Source organism: Thiobaca trueperi, from assembly GCF_004342175.1.
In the GTDB taxonomy this organism is placed as follows: Bacteria; Pseudomonadota; Gammaproteobacteria; order Chromatiales; family Chromatiaceae; genus Thiobaca; species Thiobaca trueperi.
Map to the genome: position 1 here is coordinate 480,603 of NZ_SMAO01000003.1, position 21,058 is coordinate 501,660.

Annotated in this window: 19 protein-coding genes; 17 read left to right on the top strand and 2 right to left on the bottom strand. The window is 62.4% G+C overall.

Annotated elements, in window-relative coordinates; genetic code table 11:
- Positions 1-3 precede the first annotated feature (3 nt).
- Entirely contained in the window at positions 4-2,628 is a 2,625-nt protein-coding gene (glnD, locus tag EDC35_RS07935) for a [protein-PII] uridylyltransferase (RefSeq protein WP_132976697.1), read from the bottom strand.
- Positions 2,625-3,404, bottom strand: coding sequence for a type I methionyl aminopeptidase (gene map / locus EDC35_RS07940; protein WP_132976698.1), 780 nt, complete (start codon positions 3,402-3,404; stop codon positions 2,625-2,627). Before map ends, glnD begins: the two co-directional genes overlap by 4 nt.
- 307 nt (positions 3,405-3,711) lie before the next feature.
- On the opposite strand from map, the gene rpsB reads away from it, so the two are divergent.
- The 17 genes from rpsB (at position 3,712) to EDC35_RS08025 (ending at position 21,010) form a co-directional block, all read left to right on the top strand.
- A complete protein-coding gene (gene rpsB / locus EDC35_RS07945; RefSeq protein ID WP_207896157.1) occupies positions 3,712-4,446 on the top strand; it encodes a 30S ribosomal protein S2 in 735 nt (244 codons plus the stop codon).
- Positions 4,447-4,630: 184 nt separating this feature from the next.
- Positions 4,631-5,518, top strand: coding sequence for a translation elongation factor Ts (gene tsf / locus EDC35_RS07950; RefSeq protein ID WP_132976700.1), 888 nt, complete (start codon positions 4,631-4,633; stop codon positions 5,516-5,518).
- A 65-nt stretch (positions 5,519-5,583) separates the two neighbouring features.
- Entirely contained in the window at positions 5,584-6,306 is a 723-nt protein-coding gene (gene pyrH, locus EDC35_RS07955; protein WP_132976701.1) for a UMP kinase, read from the top strand.
- A gap of 1 nt (position 6,307) precedes the next feature.
- Positions 6,308-6,865, top strand: coding sequence for a ribosome recycling factor (frr, locus tag EDC35_RS07960; RefSeq protein ID WP_132976702.1), 558 nt, complete (start codon positions 6,308-6,310; stop codon positions 6,863-6,865).
- 25 nt (positions 6,866-6,890) lie between these two features.
- A complete protein-coding gene (gene uppS / locus EDC35_RS07965) occupies positions 6,891-7,667 on the top strand; it encodes a polyprenyl diphosphate synthase (protein WP_165903374.1) in 777 nt (258 codons plus the stop codon).
- A complete protein-coding gene (locus EDC35_RS07970) occupies positions 7,667-8,506 on the top strand; it encodes a phosphatidate cytidylyltransferase (RefSeq protein ID WP_132976703.1) in 840 nt (279 codons plus the stop codon). The genes uppS and EDC35_RS07970 overlap by 1 nt, the downstream gene beginning before the upstream one ends.
- A 177-nt stretch (positions 8,507-8,683) precedes the next feature.
- Entirely contained in the window at positions 8,684-9,871 is a 1,188-nt protein-coding gene (ispC, locus tag EDC35_RS07975) for a 1-deoxy-D-xylulose-5-phosphate reductoisomerase (RefSeq protein WP_132976704.1), read from the top strand.
- Between the two features lie 8 nt (positions 9,872-9,879).
- A complete protein-coding gene (rseP, locus tag EDC35_RS07980) occupies positions 9,880-11,244 on the top strand; it encodes an RIP metalloprotease RseP (protein ID WP_207896159.1) in 1,365 nt (454 codons plus the stop codon).
- An 81-nt stretch (positions 11,245-11,325) separates the two neighbouring features.
- A complete protein-coding gene (gene bamA, locus EDC35_RS07985; protein WP_132976705.1) occupies positions 11,326-13,656 on the top strand; it encodes an outer membrane protein assembly factor BamA in 2,331 nt (776 codons plus the stop codon).
- A 51-nt stretch (positions 13,657-13,707) separates the two neighbouring features.
- Positions 13,708-14,187: an OmpH/Skp family outer membrane protein gene (locus tag EDC35_RS07990; protein WP_132976766.1), complete on the top strand. Its 480-nt coding sequence runs from the start codon at positions 13,708-13,710 to the stop codon at positions 14,185-14,187.
- Between the two features lie 77 nt (positions 14,188-14,264).
- Entirely contained in the window at positions 14,265-15,326 is a 1,062-nt protein-coding gene (gene lpxD, locus EDC35_RS07995; RefSeq protein ID WP_132976706.1) for a UDP-3-O-(3-hydroxymyristoyl)glucosamine N-acyltransferase, read from the top strand.
- Entirely contained in the window at positions 15,326-15,835 is a 510-nt protein-coding gene (fabZ, locus tag EDC35_RS08000; protein WP_132976707.1) for a 3-hydroxyacyl-ACP dehydratase FabZ, read from the top strand. Before lpxD ends, fabZ begins: the two co-directional genes overlap by 1 nt.
- The gene (gene lpxA / locus EDC35_RS08005) at positions 15,832-16,602 is read left to right on the top strand and encodes an acyl-ACP--UDP-N-acetylglucosamine O-acyltransferase (RefSeq protein WP_207896147.1); all 771 of its coding nucleotides are present in this window, start codon (positions 15,832-15,834) and stop codon (positions 16,600-16,602) included. The genes fabZ and lpxA overlap by 4 nt, the downstream gene beginning before the upstream one ends.
- A 61-nt stretch (positions 16,603-16,663) precedes the next feature.
- Positions 16,664-17,812, top strand: a complete 1,149-nt coding sequence (gene lpxB / locus EDC35_RS08010) for a lipid-A-disaccharide synthase (RefSeq protein WP_132976709.1) — start codon at positions 16,664-16,666, stop codon at positions 17,810-17,812.
- Complete coding sequence (gene rnhB / locus EDC35_RS08015) at positions 17,812-18,423, top strand: ribonuclease HII (protein ID WP_132976767.1); 612 nt, start codon at positions 17,812-17,814, stop codon at positions 18,421-18,423. The genes lpxB and rnhB overlap by 1 nt, the downstream gene beginning before the upstream one ends.
- Positions 18,424-18,571: 148 nt before the next feature.
- Positions 18,572-18,964 carry a c-type cytochrome domain-containing protein gene (locus tag EDC35_RS08020; protein ID WP_243651529.1) on the top strand — a complete coding sequence of 131 codons (393 nt, stop codon included), beginning with the start codon at positions 18,572-18,574 and terminating at the stop codon, positions 18,962-18,964.
- A 108-nt stretch (positions 18,965-19,072) separates the two neighbouring features.
- Positions 19,073-21,010, top strand: coding sequence for a GspE/PulE family protein (locus tag EDC35_RS08025; protein ID WP_132976710.1), 1,938 nt, complete (start codon positions 19,073-19,075; stop codon positions 21,008-21,010).
- Positions 21,011-21,058: the final 48 nt, after the last annotated feature.

Sequence of the window (21,058 nt, forward strand, 5' to 3'; positions counted from 1 at the left end):
CGGTCAGGTTGGCGACTGTTTTTCGAGCCGGTCATGGATTTCGCGGCGCAGACAGGCGAGCGCGTTTTCGCAGGTGATGGGTGTGTCATCTTCGCTGGTGATGAAAAAGACATCCTCGACCTCGGCGCCGACCGTGGCGATCTTGGCGTTCTGCAGACGGATGCCGCAGCTCTCGAACACGTCGCCAACCTCGGCGAGCAGTCCGGGGCGGTCGAGTGTGCTCAGGCGCATGATGGTGCGGCGGTTGGTGTCGTCAGTCGCGAAACTGACCCGGGTCTCGATCGGGAAATAGCGGTGACGGCGGGGGATGGCGCGTGCCACTTTGATGCTGGAGCTGGCCTGTTCGACGATATTCCGCGCCAGAATGAGGCGGATTTCATCCATCCGCTGTGGATCATCGACCGGCGAGCCGTCCTGATCCAGTACCTGATAGCTGTTGACGGCCATCCCATCGCTGGTGGTCAGCACGCGGGCGTCCATGACGCTCAGACGCATCTGATCCAGCAGTGCCGTGGTGTGGGCGAAGAGATTGGCGCGGTCGTGGCAGTAGATGAAGATCTCGGTGCCGCCGCGCGCCGTCACCGGGCGGATGACCACCAGCGGCAGTTGCGAAGGGTCGGCGGCGAGGATCTGGCGGGTCTGCCAGGCGATTTCGTCCGGCAGGTTGTGCAGGAAGAAATCCAGGCCGAAGCGGACCCAGAGCGCATGGCAGGCGTCGCGATCATCGCCGTCACGCGCCATCAGGCGCATGGCTTCGGCCTGTTTCTGCGCGATGAGTTCGTCCTGTGCCTGCGGATTGTCGAGTCCGCGCAGCAGGGCGCGGCGGGTGCCCTGGTACAGCTCGCGCAGGAGCGCGTCCATCCAACTGTTCCAGCGTCCGGGATTGGTGGCGCGGGCATCGGCGACGGTGAGCAGATAGAGATAATCGAGCCGGGTCGGGTCGCCAATGAGCGCGGCGAACGCCTGCACGACCTCGGGGTCGCTGATGTCCTTGCGCTGGGCCGTCATCGACATGACCAGATGCTGTTCCACCAGCCAGGCGACCAGTCGGCTGTCGAATTCGCTCAGACCGTGCAGCCGGCAGAAATCCCAGGCGTCGCGTGCGCCGAGGCTCGAATGATCGCCGCCCCGACCCTTGGCGATGTCGTGGAAGAGACCGCCCAGATACAGCAGTTCGAGTTTGGGGATGCGCCGGGCGATGGCGCTGCACAGCGGGAATTCGTCGTCATGTTTGGGGATGGCGAAGCGGCGCAGATTGCGCACCAGCATCAGCGTGTGTTCATCGACCGTGTAGACATGCAGCAGATCGTACTGCATGCGTCCGACGATGTTGGCGAAGGCCGGGAGATAGGCCGCCAGCACGCCATAGCGGTTCATGCGGCGGATGGCATGGGTCAGTCCGTGCGGCTCGCGCAGGATCTCCATGAAGAGACTGCGGGCGCGCAGATCGGCGCGGAAGGCGTCATCGATACGATGACGGTTCTCGCGGATCAGACGAATGGTGCTGGCGCGCACGCCTTCCAGTTCGGGCTTGATCTGGAGTAGATGGAAGACCTCCAGCAGCGCGATCGGATAGCGCCGGAAGACGCCGGGCGAGGTGACTTCGAGATACCCGCTGCGCGACTGGAATCGCTTGTTGATCGGCACCGGCGGGCCGATCCCGTCATGCAGCAGGATCGCCTCGCGAAACAACTGGAGCAGCATTTCGTTGAGCCGGTTGAGTTCCTGCACCGTGCGGTAGTACTGCTGCATGAATTGCTCGACGGCGAGATTGTTCTCGCCATCGCAGAAGCCGAACTGGTTGGCCAGGGTGCGCTGATAGTCGAAGAGCAGGCGATCCTCACGCCGTCCGGCGAGCTGGTGCAGGGCGAAACGGATGCGCCACAGCAGGGTCTGACCGGCGATCAGCGCCTCATGCTCGGCCTCGGTGAGAAAATCGTGATCGACCAGATCGTGCAGGGTCTCGGCGGCGAAATGACGCTTGGCGACCCAGCCGATCATCTGGATGTCGCGCAGTCCGCCGGGGTTTTCCTTGATGTTGGGTTCCAGGTTGTACGCCGTGTCGCCGTATTTCTGCCAGCGCGCACGCTGTTCCAGGGTCTTGGCGGCAAAGAACGCCTCGCTGTTCCAGATGTGCTCGGGGGCGGTTGCCTCGCGCATCTGCCGGCAGAGCGATTCGTTGCCGCTCAGTGGCCGCGCCTCCAGCAGGTTGGTCATGACGGTGACATCGCCTGCGGCCTCGCGCACGCAGTCCGCAACGGTGCGCACGCTGTGCCCGACCTCCAGTCCGATGTCCCACAGGAAGGTCACCAGCCGTCCCAGCGGCTCGGCAAGACGGCTGTCGGCCTCGGGTTCGATCAGGATCAGGATGTCGATGTCCGATGCCGGTTGCAGCTCCTGACGGCCATAACCGCCGACCGCCATCAAAGCGGCGTCGTCGGCTTCGCCAAGATGCTCGGTCCAGACCTCGCGCAGCACGGCATCGATCAGGCGGCTGCGCTCCAGTACCAGCATGGCGACTGGCGCGCCCTGATCGAACTGCCGGTAGAGATCGTCCCGGCCCGCCCGCAGTCGGTCCTTGTAGCTGGCGAGAAGGCTGGTTGCGGCGGTGGGCGGTTGCATGTTCATGAGGCGAGTTCGTCGCGTTCCTCCGCGCGCAGGGTGAGGATTTCATGACCATCGGGGGTGACGAGGATCATATGCTCCCATTGCGCCGACAGGCTGCGATCCTTGGTGACCACCGTCCAGCCGTCGGGCAGGACCTTGATGAAGCGTTTGCCGGCATTGACCATGGGCTCCACGGTGAAACACATCCCCGGTTGCAGCACCAGACCCTCGCCGGGTTTGCCATAGTGCAGAACCTGGGGCTCCTCATGGAACTCGCGTCCGATGCCGTGCCCGCAGTATTCGCGCACCACCGAATAACCCTGAGATTCGACGAAACGCTGGATGGCGTGACCGACATCGCCGAGCGTGGCGCCCGGACGGATGGCGGCGATGCCCAGCAGCATGGCCTGCTGGGTGACGGTGACCAGACGCCGGGCGAGCACCGAGGGTTCACCGACGAAGAACATCTTGCTGGTGTCGCCGTGGTAGCCGTCCTTGATCACAGTGATGTCGATGTTGACGATGTCGCCTTTCTTGAGACGCTTGCCGCCAGGAATGCCGTGGCACACCTGATGATTGATCGAGGTGCAGATCGATTTGGGGAAGTTGCGATAGTTCAGCGGGGCGGGGATCGCCTGCTGAACCTCGGTGATGTACTGGTGACAGAGACGGTTCAGCTCGTCGGTCGTGACGCCGGGCTGGACATAGGGTCCGATCATGTCGAGCACATCGGCGGCGAGCCGGCCGGCGACGCGCATCTTGGCGATCGCCTCAGGAGTCTTGATCTGCACACTCATCGTCGTATTTGAGGCGTCCATTGATTTTTAAGATCGGATCTCGGCAGGAAACCGGGGCAATTGCCCGTATCGAGCCAGCTATGGTATAAAACGCGGCGCGCTGCCGCAATCGACCGGATGTCTGTTCAAACCGGTGCTGGCGCTCGCGCCAGGCGGAAAACCTTGGTTTTTCGCTTTCTTTTTATCTGTCCACACATGCGTCGACACATTGCGGCTGGGTGCCTGGCAAAGCGTTCCAGGTTGCCGCGTGGGACGCATGGAGGCCCAACCCAAACCTTAGAGGAAGAAGACCTTGAGCGACGTGACCATGCGCCAGATGCTGGAAGCCGGTGTCCATTTCGGCCACCAGACCCGCTACTGGAACCCCAAGATGGGTGCCTTTATCTTTGGGCATCGCAACAAGATTCATATCGTCAACCTGGAAAAGACCCTCCCGCTGTATCAGGATGCGGTCAATTTCATGGGTACCCTGGCTGCCAACGGCGGCAAGATTCTCTTCGTCGGCACCAAGCGCGCCGCCCGCGACGCCATTCGCGACGAGGCGCTGCGCTGCGGCATGCCGTTCGTGAATCATCGCTGGCTCGGCGGCATGCTGACCAACTTCAAGACCATCCGCCAGTCGGTCAAGCGGCTCAAGGATCTGGAATCCATGTTCGAGAGCGGCACCATCGAGCGCTTCAACAAGAAAGAGGCGCTGGGTCTGTCGCGTGAGCGCGCCAAGCTGGAGCAGAGCCTCGGCGGCATCAAGGACATGGACGGTCTGCCTGACGCCATGTTCGTCATCGATGTCGGCCACGAGAAGATCGCCGTGACCGAGGCCAACAAGCTCGGCATCCCGGTCATCGGCGTGGTCGATACCAACAACGACCCGAGCAACGTCGATTACGTCATCCCCGGCAACGACGACGCCATCCGCGCCGTGCAGCTCTATATCAGCGGCGCCGCGAGCGCCATTCTCGACGGTCGCGATACGGCGGCGGCGATGGTCGGTCGTCGCGAGACCTTCATCGACGAAACGGCGCAGGTTGCCGATCCTTCCTGATGGCTTCGGCGGTCGGTCGTCGTTTGCAGGCAGTGATCGCTGTTAATTAGACAGGATTAACAGGATGAACAGGCTTAAAACAAGCGGTTAAAAAATCCTGTTAATCCTGTCAAAAGTGATACCTGCAAAAAACTGACGACTGACAACTGAAAACTGACGACTAGATTATTGAGGTAGTTCAGACATGGCGATTTCAGCCGCATTGGTGAAGGAACTGCGCGAGCGCACGGGCGCCGGCATGATGGAATGCAAGGGCGCGCTCGTCGAGGCCAATGGCGATATCGAGGCGGCCATCGAGGCGATGCGCAAGTCCGGTCAGGCCAAGGCCGCGAAGAAGTCCGGGCGCATCGCCGCCGAAGGCGTGGTCATGATCGCGATTGCGGATGACCGTCGGCGCGGGGTGGTGGTCGAAATCAATTGCGAGACCGATTTTGTGGGCAAGGACGCGAGCTTCCAGGCCTTTGCCGAGGCCGTGGTCGCGACGGCGCTGACGAGTGCGGCACAGGATGCCGCCGCGCTGGCGTCCGAGCCGCTGGCCGGTGATTCCGCGCAGACCGTCGATGGCGCACGCGAGGCGCTGATCGCCAAGATCGGCGAGAACATCCAGGTCCGCCGTCTGCTGCGTTTCGATGGCGTCGAGGGCGCGCTGCACAGCTATCGTCATGGCGTGCGTATCGGCGTGGTGGTGGATCTGGTCGGCGGTGATGAGGCGTTGGGCCGCGATCTGGCGATGCATGTCGCTGCGACCAATCCGCTCTGCATCGGGGCCGATCAGGTGCCGGCCGAGCTCCTGGACAAGGAGCGCGAGATCTTCAAGGCGCAGGCGCTGGAGAGCGGCAAGCCCGAGGCTATCGTCGATAAGATGATCGAAGGCCGGATGCGCAAATATCTCGAAGAAGTCACCCTGCTCGGTCAGCCTTTCGTCAAGGATCCCGAGCAGTCGGTCGAAAAGCTCCTCAAGCAGGCCGGCGCTCAGGTGCGCAACTTTGCACGCATCGAGGTCGGTGAAGGCATCGAGAAGAAGACCGAGAACTTCGCCGAGGAAGTCATGGCCCAGGTGCGCGCCAACTGATCGCGAGCAGTCCATTCGGTTATCCTCCGCCCCCATCCGCTTCAGACACGACGAGGTCAACGGTCATGCCGGCCCCAGTCTATCGACGCATCCTGCTCAAGCTCAGTGGCGAGGCGCTGATGGGTGCGGGCGCGCACGGCATTGATCCCGATGTGCTGGATCGCTTCGCCGCCGATGTCCGTGAACTCGTCGGCGCGGGGGTCCAGGTCGGTCTGGTGATTGGCGGGGGTAATCTTTTTCGCGGCGCAGGACTGGCAGCGCGGGGAATGGATCGCGTGACCGGCGATCACATGGGCATGCTGGCCACGCTCATGAACGCGCTGGCGATGCAGGATGCACTGGAGCGGCTGGGTGCCCCGGCGCGGGTCATGTCGGCCCTCAGCGTGGAGCGGGTCTGCGAGGACTATGTCCGTCGGGATGCCATGCGTCATCTGGAAAAGGGACGGGTGGTGATCTTCGCCGCCGGGACCGGCAACCCGTTTTTCACCACGGATACCGCCGCCAGTCTGCGGGCGATCGAGGTCGGGGCGGAGCTGCTGATCAAGGCCACCAAGGTCGATGGGATCTATTCCGCCGACCCGATGACCGATCCGGGCGCGACCTTCTATCCCCGCATCAGCTATGGGCAGGCGCTGCGTGAAGGGCTCAAGGTCATGGACACCACCGCCATCGTGCTGTGCCGGGACCACGGCATGCCACTGCGTGTCATGAATATCAACGCATCCGGTGCCCTGCTGCGGTTGATCCGTGGCGAAGACATTGGATCATTGGTTGTAAGCGGGAACTAAGATGATCGACGATATCAAGAAAGATGCGGGTGAACGCATGGGCAAGAGTGTCGAGTCGCTCTCGCACGAACTCGCCAAGATCCGTACCGGTCGTGCCCATCCGTCGCTGCTCGACCATATCATGGTCTCCTATTACGGGCAGGACGTGCCGATCCGGCAGGTCGCCAATATCAATGCCGAGGATGCGCGGACCCTGGCCGTCACGCCCTGGGAGCGGAACATGGTGCAGGCGGTCGAGAAGGCCATCATGCAATCCGATCTGGGCCTGAACCCCAACACCGCCGGGACCGTGATCCGCGTGCCCATGCCGGCTCTGACCGAAGAACGGCGGCGCGATCTCATCAAGGTCGCGCGCAACGAGGCCGAGCAGGCCCGCGTGGCGGTGCGCAATATCCGTCGCGACGCCAATCACGACCTCAAGGAACTGGTGAAAGAGAAGGAAATCTCCGAGGACGACGAGCGTCGCGGTCAGGAGATCGTGCAGAAACTCACCGATCAGTACATCAAAGAGATCGATGCCGTGCTGGCCGAGAAGGAACAGGATCTGATGTCGATCTGACGCCGGTTGCCGACTGACTCCTATCGTGGAAACCGCAGCCCCCGTCGTCCTGCCGCTCGCGCCCAGTCCGCGCGTCCCCCGGCATGTGGCGATCATCATGGACGGCAATGGCCGCTGGGCCAGACAGCGCGGTCGTCCGCGTACCTTTGGTCATCGCGAAGGTGTGAGGAGCGTGCGCGCAGTGGTCGAGGAGAGCGTGCGCCGGGGTGTCGGGACTCTGACCCTCTTTGCCTTCAGCAGCGAAAACTGGCAACGCCCGCGCGCCGAGGTGACGGTCCTCATGGAACTTTTCATGACCGCCCTGCGCGGCGAGGTGCGACGTCTCAATGACAACGATGTGCGTCTGCGCGTCATCGGCGAGCGCAGCGCCTTCCCCGAAAAGCTCCAGCATCGCATCATTGAGGCCGAGTCGCTGACGGCGACTAACACCACCCTCAATCTCCAGGTCGCGGCCAATTACGGCGGGCGCTGGGACATGACCCAGGCCGCACGGCGACTGGTCGCCGATGTGCAGGCCGGGCGTCTGGATCCGGATGCCATCGACGAACAGGCATTGACTCAGCGCCTGTCCTTTCCCGATCTGCCCGAGCCCGATCTCTTCATCCGCACCGGCGGCGAGCAGCGGCTGAGTAATTTTCTGCTCTGGCAGGCGGCCTATGCCGAGCTCTATTTCACCGATCGACTCTGGCCCGACTTCAATGACGCGGCATTCGGCGAGGCACTGGACGACTTTGCGCGCCGTCAGCGTCGTTTCGGTCTGACCGGCGAGCAGATCGAAACCCTGACCGCAGTGAGCGCCTGATGCACGAATCGAATGTTTTACCCGCTGCGAGCAGTCTGCGCCATCGGACAGTCACCGCCTTCCTGTTGGGTCCGCTGGTCATTGCCGCCATCCTCTGGCTGCCGACGCCCGCCTTCGCGCTGCTGATGACCCTCATCGTCCTGCTGGCAGCCTGGGAGTGGTGCGCGCTGGCCGGCATTCAGCCCAGACCCTGGCGTGTCGCCTATCTGGTTGTTGTCGCCGCCAGCATGGGCCTGTTCTGGCTGCAACCGGGCTGGCAGCTCTGGCTGTTCGCGGTCGCCTCGCTCTGGTGGGCCGCGCAGACGGTGCGTTTGCTGCGTGTGACCGGGATCGAGCCGGTCGCGGGTCTGGAACCTTTGCTGCTGCCGGTCGGTCTGCTGGTGCTGGTGGCACCCTGGGCGGCGCTGATCCATCTGCATGGCCTGCCCGGGATCGGGCCGGGTCTGGTGCTCTTTCTGATGGTTCTGATCTGGACCGCCGACTCGCTGGCCTATTTCGTCGGGCGTCGCTGGGGGCAGGCCAGGCTGGCGCCCGAGATCAGTCCCGGCAAGACCCGGATCGGTGTCTATGGCGGCATGGCGGGCGCGGCGGTCTGCGGTCTGCTGTTTGCCTGGATTCAGTCGTTCGGTGTGGCTGAGACGCTTTTGGTGCTGGTGATCTGCGGGCTGTCGGCCATGATTTCGGTGGTCGGTGATCTCTATGAGAGTCTGCTCAAGCGCCGTCGTGGCGTGAAGGATTCCGGGCAGATCCTGCCCGGACACGGCGGCATGCTGGATCGGATCGACAGCCTGACCGCCGCCGCCCCTCTTTTTGCCCTGGGTCTGACCTGGATCTTATAGCCGTCCCAGTTTTTAATTGGTTAGTGCCCCGATTCGCAGGATGGAAAGACTTGAATTCAGACAGGATTAACAGGATTTCTAAGCTGCTGTTTTAAATCCTGTTAATCCTGTCGAAAAACATGCGTAATCTGGGACTGCCATCCAGTCAAAAGCGATACAACCGGAGACAATCACATCGTGATCGGCGTAACCGTACTGGGTGCAACGGGTTCAATCGGGATCAGCACGCTCGATGTGCTGGCGCGGCATGCGGAGCGTTTTCGCGTTGTGGCGCTGACCGCCAATCGCGACGCCGAGCGTCTGGCCGAGCAGTGCCGTCAGCATCGCCCTGATTTCGCGGTCATGGTCGAGCCGGACGCCGCCGCACGGCTGCGTGAGCTGCTGGCCGATCTGCCCAAACCGCCCGAGATCCTCACCGGCGTCGAAGGTCTGGAGCAGGTCGCGGCCCTGCCCGAAGCCGACTATGTGATGGCTGCCATCGTCGGCGCCGCCGGTCTGCGTCCGACCCTCGCCGCCGCTCAGGCCGGCAAGCGGGTGCTGCTGGCCAACAAGGAATCGCTGGTGGTTGCCGGCGCCCTGCTGATGCGGGCAGTGGCCGACAGTGGGGCGGAACTCCTGCCCATCGACAGCGAGCACAACGCCATCTTTCAATGTCTGCCGACCCATTTCAGCCGGGGTCTGGCCGAGGTCGGCGTCGAACGCATTCTGCTGACGGCATCCGGCGGCCCCTTCCGTGACTGGCCGGTCGAGCGTCTGGCCTCCGTCACCCCCGAACAGGCGTGCGCCCATCCCACCTGGGCCATGGGGCGCAAGATCTCGGTCGATTCGGCGACCATGATGAACAAAGGGCTGGAGGTCATCGAGGCCTGCTGGCTGTTCGGCACCGATACCGATCATATCCAGGTCGTGGTGCATCCGCAGAGCGTCATCCATTCACTCGTCCAGTATCAGGATGGCTCAGTGCTGGCCCAGCTCGGCAATCCCGACATGCGCACCCCCATCGCCCATGCGCTGGCCTGGCCGGGACGCTTCGGCTCGGGCGTCACGCCGCTGGATCTCTTCGCCGTGGCCCGGCTCGATTTCCAGGAGCCGGACCTGAACCGCTTTCCCTGTCTGGCCCTGGCCTTTCAGTCGGCGCAGCAGGGTGGCACCGCCCCGGCGATCCTCAATGCCGCGAACGAGATCGCGGTGGATGCCTTTCTGGCACGACGCATCGACTTCCCCGGCATCGCTGCCATCGTCGCCGGCACCCTGGATGAATTGCCCGAGGAGAGTGTTGAAGGGCAGGGGCTGGAGTTCCTGCTGGATGTGGACCGGCGTGCCCGCGAGTGTGCGGAACGGCTGGCACGGCGGCGGGCCATCTGAACGCCATGCTGGATACACTCTTCACCATCGGCTCCTTTATCGTCGCCCTGGCGATCCTGATCACCGTCCATGAGTTCGGTCATTTCTGGGTCGCGCGGCGCCTCGGTGTCAAGGTGCTGCGGTTTTCGATTGGCTTTGGCCGGCCACTGCTGCGCTGGCAGCGCCACCCCGACGACACCGAATATGTGCTGGCGGCGATCCCGTTCGGCGGTTACATCAAGATGCTCGACGAGCGGGAGGAGCCCGTCCCCGAGGATCAGCTCGACCGCGCCTTCAATCGTCAGGCGCTGTGGAAGCGTTCCGCCATCGTGGTTGCCGGGCCGCTGTTCAATCTGCTCTTTGCCATTCTCGCCTACTGGGCGATCTTCGTCGCCGGTGACACCGGTCTGAGACCGCTGGTCGGCGTGGTCACGCCTCACTCCATCGCCGCCGAGGCGGGTTTTCAGACCGGCGACGAACTGCTGCGCATTGGCGACCGTCCTGCGCGCAGTTGGGAAACCGCCGTGCTTGATTTCATGGTCAAGGCGCTGGATGGCGAGGAGCTTCAGGTGCGGGTGCGCGATGCCGCCGGACAGGAGCGCAATCGCTGGATTCCGGGCAGGACGCTGGCCGGACTGACGGAAGAGCCGGACCTGCTGAAACGTCTGGGGCTCGAACCCAGCCGCCCCGTCATTCCCGCCGTCATCGGTGAACTGGTGCCCGGAGGATCGGCACAGCTTGCCGGGCTCCAGCTCGGCGACCGGCTGATCGCTGCCGACGGCGTTCCGATTCAGTCCTGGCAGGAGTGGGTGAACCGGGTGCGCGAACGACCGGATCAGACCATGCAGGTTGAGGTTGAACGCGACGGTCGGGTGATTGCGCCGCTCCCGATCACGCCCCGCGCAACGGAAACGGAACATGGCGTGATCGGGCGCATCGGCGCCGGTGTGCAGGTGCCGGACGGCCTGATGGACGGCTATCTGGTGCAGGTCCGCTATGGACCGGTCGAGGCGCTGGATCAGGCGGTCTCCAAGACGGTCGAGATGAGCGTGCTCATGCTGCGTGTCGTGGGACGGATGCTGGTGGGCGAGGCATCGGTGCACAATCTGAGCGGCCCCATCACCATCGCCGAGACCGCCGGACGCACGGCAAGTTATGGCGTGGTCTCCTTCGTGAAATTTCTCGCCGTCATCAGCATCAGCCTCGGCGTCCTCAATCTCCTGCCGATCCCGGTGCTCGATGGCGGACATCTGCTGTATTTTCTGATCGAGTGGATCAAGGGCAGCCCGGTATCCGAAGAGAGCCAGCTTCAGGGGCAGAAGGTCGGTTTCGTGCTGCTGGGCGGACTCATGCTGCTCGCCTTCTACGTCGATCTCTCGCGGCTATTGGGCTAAGGCGAGGGGATCCCTTATACTACCGCCCCTACAGGATGCCGGCTGCACGGCACACTTCGGCTTCATCCAGGGGAATCCCTCTTGCGCGCGATCTCTCAGTCTTTCCGTGGTAGCGCCCGGCACTCTGTCCTGCTGTTCGCGCTTCTGTGCTCGATACACCTGTCCGCCGTCGCGGAGGTGTTTCAGGTCTCCGATATCCGCATCGAAGGTCTGCAACGCATCGCGCCCGGTACCGTCTTCAATTATCTCCCGGTACAGGTTGGCGATACGGTTGGCGAGGATGTCACCGGCGGCATCATTCGCGCGCTCTATCAGACCGGTTTCTTCGATGATGTAAGGGTCGAGCGGGATGGCAGCGTGCTGGTGCTCTGGGTGCGCGAACGACCGGCCATCGCCGAAATCAAGATCACCGGCAACAAGGACATCGACACCAAGGCGCTCGATACTGCCTTGGCCGACATCGGTTTGAAAGAAGGCCGCGTCTTCAATCGCTCGGTGCTGGATCGGATCGAACAGGAACTGGAACGTCAGTATTTCGCACGCGGCAAATATGGCGTCATCATTCAGTCCACGGTGTCGCCGCTGGAGCGCAATCGCGTTGCCATCAACATTGAGGTCATTGAAGGTCTGACCGCCCGCATCAAGCAGGTCAACATCATCGGCAACGAAGCCTTTACCACAGACGAACTGCGCAAACAGTTCGAGCTGGGATCGACCCGCTGGAATTCCTTCTATTCCAAGAACGATCAATATTCCAAGCAGAAACTCGCCGGCGATCTGGAATCGCTGCGCTCCTTCTATCTGGATCGCGGCTACATTAAATTCGATATCAAGTCCACGCAGGTCTCGATCAGCGCCGACAAGAAAGAGATCTATGTCACCGTCGTCATCGATGAAGGCAAGCCCTTCCGTATCAGCGACATCAAGCTGGCTGGCGAGCCGGCGGTTCCGGCTGAGAAACTCTTTCCGCTGATCCAGCTCAAGCGCGGCGATTTCTTTTCACGCAAGGCCACCACTGAAAGCGCCGAGCGGATTTCCACTCTGCTTGGCGATGAGGGTTATGCCTTTGCCAATGTGAATACCGTTCCTGATGTCGATGAGGAAAAGCACGAAGTGGCTGTGACCTTTTTCGTTGATTCGGGCAAGCGTGTCTATGTGCGTCGGGTCAATATGAAGGGCAATACGCGTACCCGCGACGAGGTGCTGCGTCGCGAGATGCGTCAATTGGAGGCCGCCTGGTTCTCGGCGGATCTGGTGCGCAAATCGCGCGAGCGGCTTCAGCGTCTGGGCTACTTCGACGACGTGTCCATGGAGACTCCAGCGGTCGCCGGTTCGCCGGATCAGGTCGATGTCGATGTGACGGTCAAGGAAAAGCCGGCTGGAAATCTCGCTGCTGGCGTCGGCTATTCGCAGTCGCAGGGCATTCTGCTCAATGCCAGCGTGACCCAGAACAATTTTCTCGGCACCGGCAAGCGTGTGGCGCTGGCCTTTAACACCAGCACGGCCACCCGGCTGTATCAGTTCGCCTATACCAATCCCTACTATACGGTTGACGGTATCAGTCGCGGCTTCAATCTGTCTTATAAAGAGACCGATTTCGACGAGTTGATCGGCGCCGATTATTCGACCAATGTGGGTATTGCCGGGCTCAATTTTGGGCTGCCCATCTCTGACACCAGTCGTGCCGGCATGGGGATTCGGTATCAATATACCGATTTTACCGCCGGTTTGTCGCCGCTCGCCCAAGACTTCGTCGCGCAGAACGGCAACACCTTCAACGATGTCATTCTGTCCGGAAACTATATGAACGACAGTCGTGACACGGCGATCTTCCCGACACGCGGCGGACTGCGCTCGGTCTATGGTGAAGTCGCGGTTCCCGGTGCCGATCTGCAATACTACAAGATCAATTATCAGGAACAGGTTTATATCCCGCTGACCTCTCGTTTCGTCTTCTCATTGAGCGGCGACGTGGGGTATGGTGACAGCTATGGCGATATGAATTCGCTGCCGTTCTTCGAGAATTATTATGCTGGCGGGCCGCGTTCGGTGCGCGGCTGGAAGGCCAATACGCTCGGGCCGCGCGAACTTCTCACCGACGACCCGGTCGGCGGCAATCTGAAACTGGCCGGCAGCGTCGAACTCTTCGCGCCGGCCCCGGTCGGCGGTCAGTTCGAAAAGACCCTGCGTTTGGGCGCCTTTCTCGATTTTGGCAATGTGTGGACCCTACAGGATTCGGATCTCCTGACCTCGACCGGGTTCGACCTGGGCGATCTGCGTTATTCGACCGGCCTGTCTGCGACCTGGCTGTCCCCAGTCGGCGCGCTTTCCGTGAGCTTTGCCTTCCCGCTCAACGAGAAAGACGGGGACGACACCCAGGTCTTCCAGTTTGGATTTGGACAAACCTTCTGATTGACGGGGTGGCCTGTGAAAGTCCTTGCTGTTTCGTTCCTGGCCGTGTCGATAGGCTGCGTTCATCACGCATTTGCGGCGAGCGACTATCGAATTGCCGTGGTCGATCCCAATCGAATTGTCGAACAGTCGCCACAATACGAGGCCGCCCGCGATGCGCTCCAGCGCGAGGTTGAGGATCGCGAGCGCAGCCTGCGCGATCAGCAGGAACAGATCGCCGCCTTGCAGGGCAGGCTTGAACGTGATGGCGCACTCATGAGCGAAAGCGAGAACCAGCGCCTGCAGAACGACATTCGCAGCCGTACCCGCAAATTGAAATACGCGCGGGATGAGTTCCAGGATGATTTTGCGCTGCGTCAGAATGAACTGCGGACCAAGCTGGTGCGTCAGGTGCAGGAGGTCGTGGTCGAGCTGGCCAAGGAACAGAAGATCGATCTGATCCTCAGCGAGGGACTGGTTTATTCCAATCCGCGCATCGACATCTCCGAGCTGGTGATCGAGCGGCTGAAACAGGAATTCAAGAAAAAATGAGCAGGCGTGCATGGCGGCCGGTTGCGCCGACGCCTCACTGACGTTTCAACGATCCGACTGTCAGGAGATCCGAACGCTTGGAGATCTGTCTCAGCGAACTCTCCGCCCTGCTCGGTGTGCCGCTGCGTGGTGATGGAGAGGTTCTCGTTTCGCATATCGCTCAATTAACGCAGGCGGATGAGCGGGGTCTCGCATTTCTTGGCGATCCCAAGTATCGCCGCCATCTCGCGACCACCGGGGCGGCCGCCGTGATCCTGTCTGAAGCTGACGCAGCCTTAGCGCAGACGCCGGTCCTGCTCAGCGACAATCCCTATCTGACCTTCACTCAGGCGGCACGGATTCTGCACCCGGAGCCGCCGGTCGTCGGCGGCATCCATCCGAGCGCAGTGATCGATCCCGATGCGCGCATCGATCCGACCGCCTGGATCGGTCCGCTGGCGATTCTGGAGTCCGGTGTTGTTGTGGGGCCGCGCGTCTTTATCGGACCTGGCTGCATTCTCGGCGCGGGGGTCGAGGTTGGTGAAGACAGCCGGCTGGTAGCGCGGGTGACGCTCTGCGCCGGGACGCGGGTCGGCAGGCGGGCGCTGCTGCATCCGGGGGCCGTCATCGGTCGCGATGGCTTCGGTTTCGCGCACGATGGCGATCGCTGGATCCGCATGCCGCAAATCGGGCGGGCGGTGCTGGGCGACGATGTCGAGATCGGCGCCAATACCACGGTTGATCGTGGCGCCATCGGCGACACACTCGTCGGCCATGGCGTCAAGCTCGACAATCACATTCAGATCGGACACAACGTCGAAATCGGTGACAATACCGCAATGGCGGCCAATACCGGCATCTCCGGCTCGACCCGGATCGGTCGCAACTGCACCATCGCCGGTGCGGTCGGCATGGCGGGACATCTGGAAATTGGCGACAACGTGCATTTCACCGGCATGGCGATGGTCACGCGCTCGTTCCTGGAGCCCGGCTCCTACAGTAGCGGGATCCCGGCCATGCCCAGCACGGACTGGCGACGCAACGTGGCGCGTTTCAGACATCTCGATGACCTGACGCGCCGACTCAAACAGCTTGAAGCATGTATTGAAACGATGGCTATCACAACAGAGCAGGTCACAACAGAGCGGGGGAATTCCTGATGGACGGATCACATGTGGAGGAGAAGGATCCGGATCAGTATCCCGATTGCTCGGGGGCTGTCGCGAACACGATGGATATTCACAAGGTGTTGAGTCTCCTGCCGCACCGCTATCCCTTTCTGCTGGTCGATAAGGTCATCGATTACAGGGTCAATGACTATCTGATCGCACTCAAGAACGTCTCCTATAACGAGCCTTTTTTCATGGGCCATTTCCCGGTGCGCCCGGTGATGCCGGGGGTGCTCATTGTCGAGGCCATGGCGCAGGCGACCGGTCTGCTGGCGATGGCCTCGCGTCCGGACGAAGTGGGCAACAAGCTTTATTACTTCGTCGGCATCGACAAGGCGCGGTTCAAGCGTCCGGTCGAGCCGGGCGATCAGTTGATCATGGAGGTCAAGCTCGGTCCCGTCCGCCGGGGGATCTGGAAATTCGACGCCGAGGCGCGGGTCGATGATCGGGTGGTCGCCACCGCCGAAGTGATGTGCACCGCGCGGGACGTGGACGCTTGATTCACCCCTCTGCCGTCGTCGATGCCGGGGCCGAGCTGGACACCAGTGTCGAGGTCGGTCCCTTTGCCGTGATCGGCGCCGGGGTGCAGATCGATGCCGGCACCCGTATCGGACCCCATGCGGTGCTGCGCGGGCCGCTGCGGATCGGGCGCGACAATCGCATCTTCCAGTTCGCCTCGGTTGGCGAAGATCCGCAGGACAAAAAATACGGCGGCGAGCCGACATGGCTTGAAATGGGCGATCGCAACCAGGTGCGCGAATGCGCCACCCTGCATCGCGGCACCGCCCAGGATCAGGGTGTCACGCGCATCGGCGACGACAATCTCTTCATGGCCTACACCCATGTGGCGCACGACTGCCGCATCGGCAATCAGGTCATCATGGCCAATGCCGCTTCACTGGGCGGGCATGTCGAGGTGCAGGACTGGGCGATTCTGGGCGGGTTCACCATCGTCCATCAGTTCTGCCGGATCGGCATCCACAGCTTCTGCGCCATGGGCTCGGTCCTGAGCCGCAATGTGCCGCCCTATTTCATGGTCGGCGGACATCCGGCCGAGCCGCACGGGGTCAATTCGGAGGGGCTGCGCCGTCGCGGTTTTGCCACCGAGACCATTCAGGCCATCAAACGCGCCTACCGCACACTTTACATGGCGAATCTGAAACGCGACGAGGCGCTGGCGCGCATCCGCGAACTGGCAGCGACCACTCCGGAACTCGCGGTGCTGGCTGACTTCATCGCCGACAGCAACCGCAGTCTCGTCCGCTGATGAATTCAGCCGTGTTGCACACGGCTGAATTCATGATGTTTGATTTTTTAAACAGGATTTTATGGTGCTTGTCGGGGTGGTGGCCAACGAAGCGTCGGGCGATCTGCTCGGGGCTGCACTCGTCCGGGAGCTGCGCGAGCTGCTCCCGACTGCGCGCTTTGTCGGTGTGGCCGGGCCGCAGATGCAGGCGGCGGGCTGCGAGACTCTGTTTGCGATGGAGCGGCTGTCGGTCATGGGGCTGACCGAAGTGCTCCGGCATCTGCCCGAACTGCTCGGTCTGCGGCGTGATCTGGTGCGATTTTTTCTCACCGAGCGTCCGGATGTCTTCATCGGCGTCGATGCCCCGGACTTCAATCTGGGTCTGGAACGACGACTGCGCGAGGCCGGCATCAGGACCGTGCATCTGGTGAGTCCGACCGTCTGGGCCTGGCGTCCCGGGCGGGTGAAGGGGATCCGCCGCGCGGTGGATCTGATGCTGAGCGTCTTCCCCTTCGAGGAAACCTTCCTGCGCCAGCATGGTGTGCCGGCAACCTATGTCGGTCATCCGCTGGCCGACGAGATTCCGCTGGAGGTGAACCGGGACGAAGTCCGCGCCCGGCTGGGTCTGTCGCTCGACGTTCCGGTCATCGCGCTCCTGCCGGGCAGTCGGGTGGGCGAGATGCAGCGTCTGGCCGGTCCCTTTATCGATGCGGCCCGGCTCTGTCTGGCCGCACGACCTGATCTGCGTTTCGTTGTGCCCCTGGTCAATGCGCGGCTGCGCGAGCTTTTCGCTGCCGAACTGGCGCAGCGCGCGCCGGATCTGCCGGTGACGCTGCTGGATGGCCGCAGCCGCGAGGCGATTGCCGCTGCCGATTGCGTGCTGACCGCCTCGGGGACCGCCACCCTGGAGACGCTGCTGCTGAAACGTCCGATGGTGGTCGCCTACCGCGTCCATCCGCTGTCCTATCATCTGGTCAAGCGACTGGGTCTGGTCAAGGTGCCCTATATCGCGATGTCCAATCTGCTGGCGGGGCAGGCACTGGCGCCGGAGTTCATTCAGGATCGCTGCCGCCCTGATCTGCTGGCGTTCGCGCTGCTGGAGTGGCTCGATGCACCCGAGCGTATCGCCGGCATCCAGGCCGAGTATGGACGGATTCATCTGAGTCTGCGCCGTCATGCCGCCCGCGAGGCGGCGCGTGCGGTGCTGAAACTGATCGGACGCGAGGCATGATGACCGAGCGTGCCCTGTTGATCGCCGGGGTCGATGAGGCCGGGCGCGGCCCGCTGGCGGGGCCGGTCAGCGCGGCGGCCGTGATCCTGGATCCGGCCTGTCCAATCAGTGGTCTGGATGACTCAAAGAAGCTGAGTCCGGCACGTCGCGCCACGCTGGAGCGTGCGATTCAGGAGCACGCGCTCGCCTGGGCGGTCGCCTGGGCCAGCGTCGAGGAGATCGACCGGCTCAATATCCTGCACGCCTCGCTGCTGGCGATGCAGCGTGCGGTGGCGGCGCTCCCGATTCAGCCGGAGCGGATCCTGGTCGATGGCAATCGCTGTCCCGATTTTGCGGTTGAGACGCAGGCGATCATCGGTGGCGACGGTCTGGTGCCGGCCATCGGCGCCGCTTCCATTCTGGCCAAGGTCGCCCGTGACCGTCTGATGGTGCAGATGGAGCAGGATTTTCCGGGTTATGGTTTCGTCGGTCACAAAGGCTATCCGACCCGCGCTCATCTGGAGGCCCTGCGCCGGCTCGGACCCTGTGCGGCGCATCGTCGCAGTTTCGGGCCGGTGCGCGCATTGCTCGAATCCACCACTGGGGGCATGATGCACCGGCTGACGCCGTGATGCCTGTCGGTCGCGACAGGGTATGTTTGAAAAGCTGAAACAGGGCGTTCAGAGACTCTGCCGCCTGCCCCACGAAAGCCAATGGCGATGCCAGGAACTGAGTCGGCGCGTGCAGTGAGTAGTGTTATCTCAGTGAGGATGAAAAACGATGAAAAAAATCACGATGAAACAATACATGAGTTCCGCCGCGCTTGGTCTGCCGCTGGTGCTCCTCCTGGCTGGCTGTAATCGGACGCCCACCGTCAGTTTCGCGCGGGACGTACAGCCGATCATCAAGAAGCATTGTGTCGAGTGCCATTTGCAGGGTGGCAAGGGATTTCTGGCCAGCGGCTTTCTGGTCGAGTCCTATGCCTCGGTCATGAAAGGCACCAAATTCGGTCCCGTGATCGTGCCGGGCGATCCGCTGTCCAGCAGCCTCTATCGACTGGTGGCGGGCGAGGTCGATAAATCGATCCAGATGCCGCATGGCAAGGATCCTATCCCTGCCAATCAGATCGCAACGATCGAAAACTGGATCGCGCAGGGGGCCAAGAATAACTGACCCCTCATGTTGGTCTGTCGCTGACGGCCTGACCCGGAACGGGCCGTCGGCTGGCGGGCCGATCGCCCCGGCCGGGGTCGGTCAATCCACTTGGACGCCGTGTCATCCATGAACGATCAGACCCCGGATCCGTCCGCCAGCGCGCCAGCGGCGCCTGTGCCTCCGCAAGGCACCGGCAACCAGATTGCTTCCATCCTGCTCGAACACGGCGTCATCAGCGGCGAGCAACTGACGCATGCCCGCCGTGTCCGCGACAAACTCCGCGACGATTACTCGCTGGTCAAGGTGTTGCAGGAGCTTGGCTATCTGGATCCCCGACAGTTGCGCGAGGCGCTGCGCACGCATCGCCAGACCGTACCCCTGGGCAATCTGCTGGTGGAACTGGGTTATCTCAAACCGCAGGAGTTGCGGGCGGCGCTGGAGGCCCAGCAGGATCCCGAGTTCAAGGGGAAACGACTCGGCGAGATCCTGCTCGACAAGCGGCTGATTCAGGAATACCAGCTCATCGAGGTGCTGGCGGATCAGCTCGGCTTTCCCCATGAGGAACCCAGTTTCACCGCCATCGACCGCGAACTCATCGGACAGGTCACCCCCGACTGGTGCCGACGCTTTCAGGCGGTGCCGCTGCGTCGCGACGGCCAGGACGTCCTGGTGGTCTTTCGCAACCCACTGGATACCTTTGCCCGACAGGCGGCCGAGGGTGCCTTTGGCTCGGTGGTGGCGGCCATCGGCACCCGTCGCGCGCTCGAAGAGGCCATCAAGAGCTATGACAGCAGTCGCCAGTATGCGCGCCAGCGTCCGGTGGAGGTGGACGAGGCCGACGTCACCCGCGTGGTGGACGAGATCATTCTCGCTGCGCTCGAAGTGGGCGCCAGCGATATTCATATCGAGCCCATGCGCCAGCAGCTCCGGGTACGTCTGCGGCGCGATGGCATTCTCATGCTGCACAAGGAACTCGGCCTTGACCTTGCCCCGGCCATCACCAGCCGGCTCAAGGTGCTCTGCAAGGCGGATATCGCCGAAAAACGCCGTCATCAGGGCGGCGGCTTTCGTTTCGACGACCCGCAGAGCGGACGCCGCAGTGATGTGCGCGCATCCTTCTATGTCACCATCTTTGGCGAAAAAATCGTGCTGCGGCTGCTCAGTCGCAAGGCCGAACTGCTCGACATCAAGGAAGTCGGCATGGCCCCCCGCATGCTGGAACGCTTTCTGGAGGATGCGCTGGATCTGCCCAGCGGGGTCATTCTCATCACCGGCCCCACGGGATCCGGCAAGACCACCACGCTCTATGGTGCGGTCAATTATCTCAATGACATGGAGCACAGCATCGCCACTGCCGAGGATCCGGTGGAATATGTCATCGAAGGCATCGCCCAGTGCAATCTGAACCCCAAGATCAATCTCACCTTTGAGGAAACCCTGCGCCACATGGTGCGGCAGGATCCAGACGTGATCGTGCTCGGCGAGATCCGCGACCAGTTTTCAGCCGAATCGGCGATTCAGGCGGCGCTCACCGGGCACAAGGTATTGACCACTTTTCATACCGAGGACAGTATCGGCGGTCTGCTGCGTCTGATGAACATGCAGATCGAGACCTTTCTGATCTCATCCACCGTGGTTTCGGTACTGGCGCAACGTCTGATGCGCCATGTCTGCGAGGCGTGCGCCGAGCCCTATCGACCCAACGCCCATGAACTGCATCGGCTCGGCTGTGCGCAGGCCGATCTGGCCGGCGCCCGCTTTCGTCATGGACGCGGGTGCAGCGCCTGCCACTACACCGGTTACGCCGGACGGGTCGGAGTCTTCGAGCTGCTGGTGCTGAACGAGGCGGTGAAGGACGCCATCCTCAACAAGCGCACCTCGTCCGAAATTCGCCGGATCAGTGTCGAAACCTCCGGCCTCATTACCCTGATGGAAGACGGTCTGGCCAAGGCCGCGCAGGGTATGACCACGGTGCAGGAAGTGCTGCGTCATCTGCCGCGTCTGGGCAAGCTGCGACCGCTGCATGAGATTCTGCGGCTGGCTGGCGAATTGCCAGGGCGGTGAATGGCACTTGGCAGTGACTGACGACTCTTTTCTATTTTTCCCGAGGCC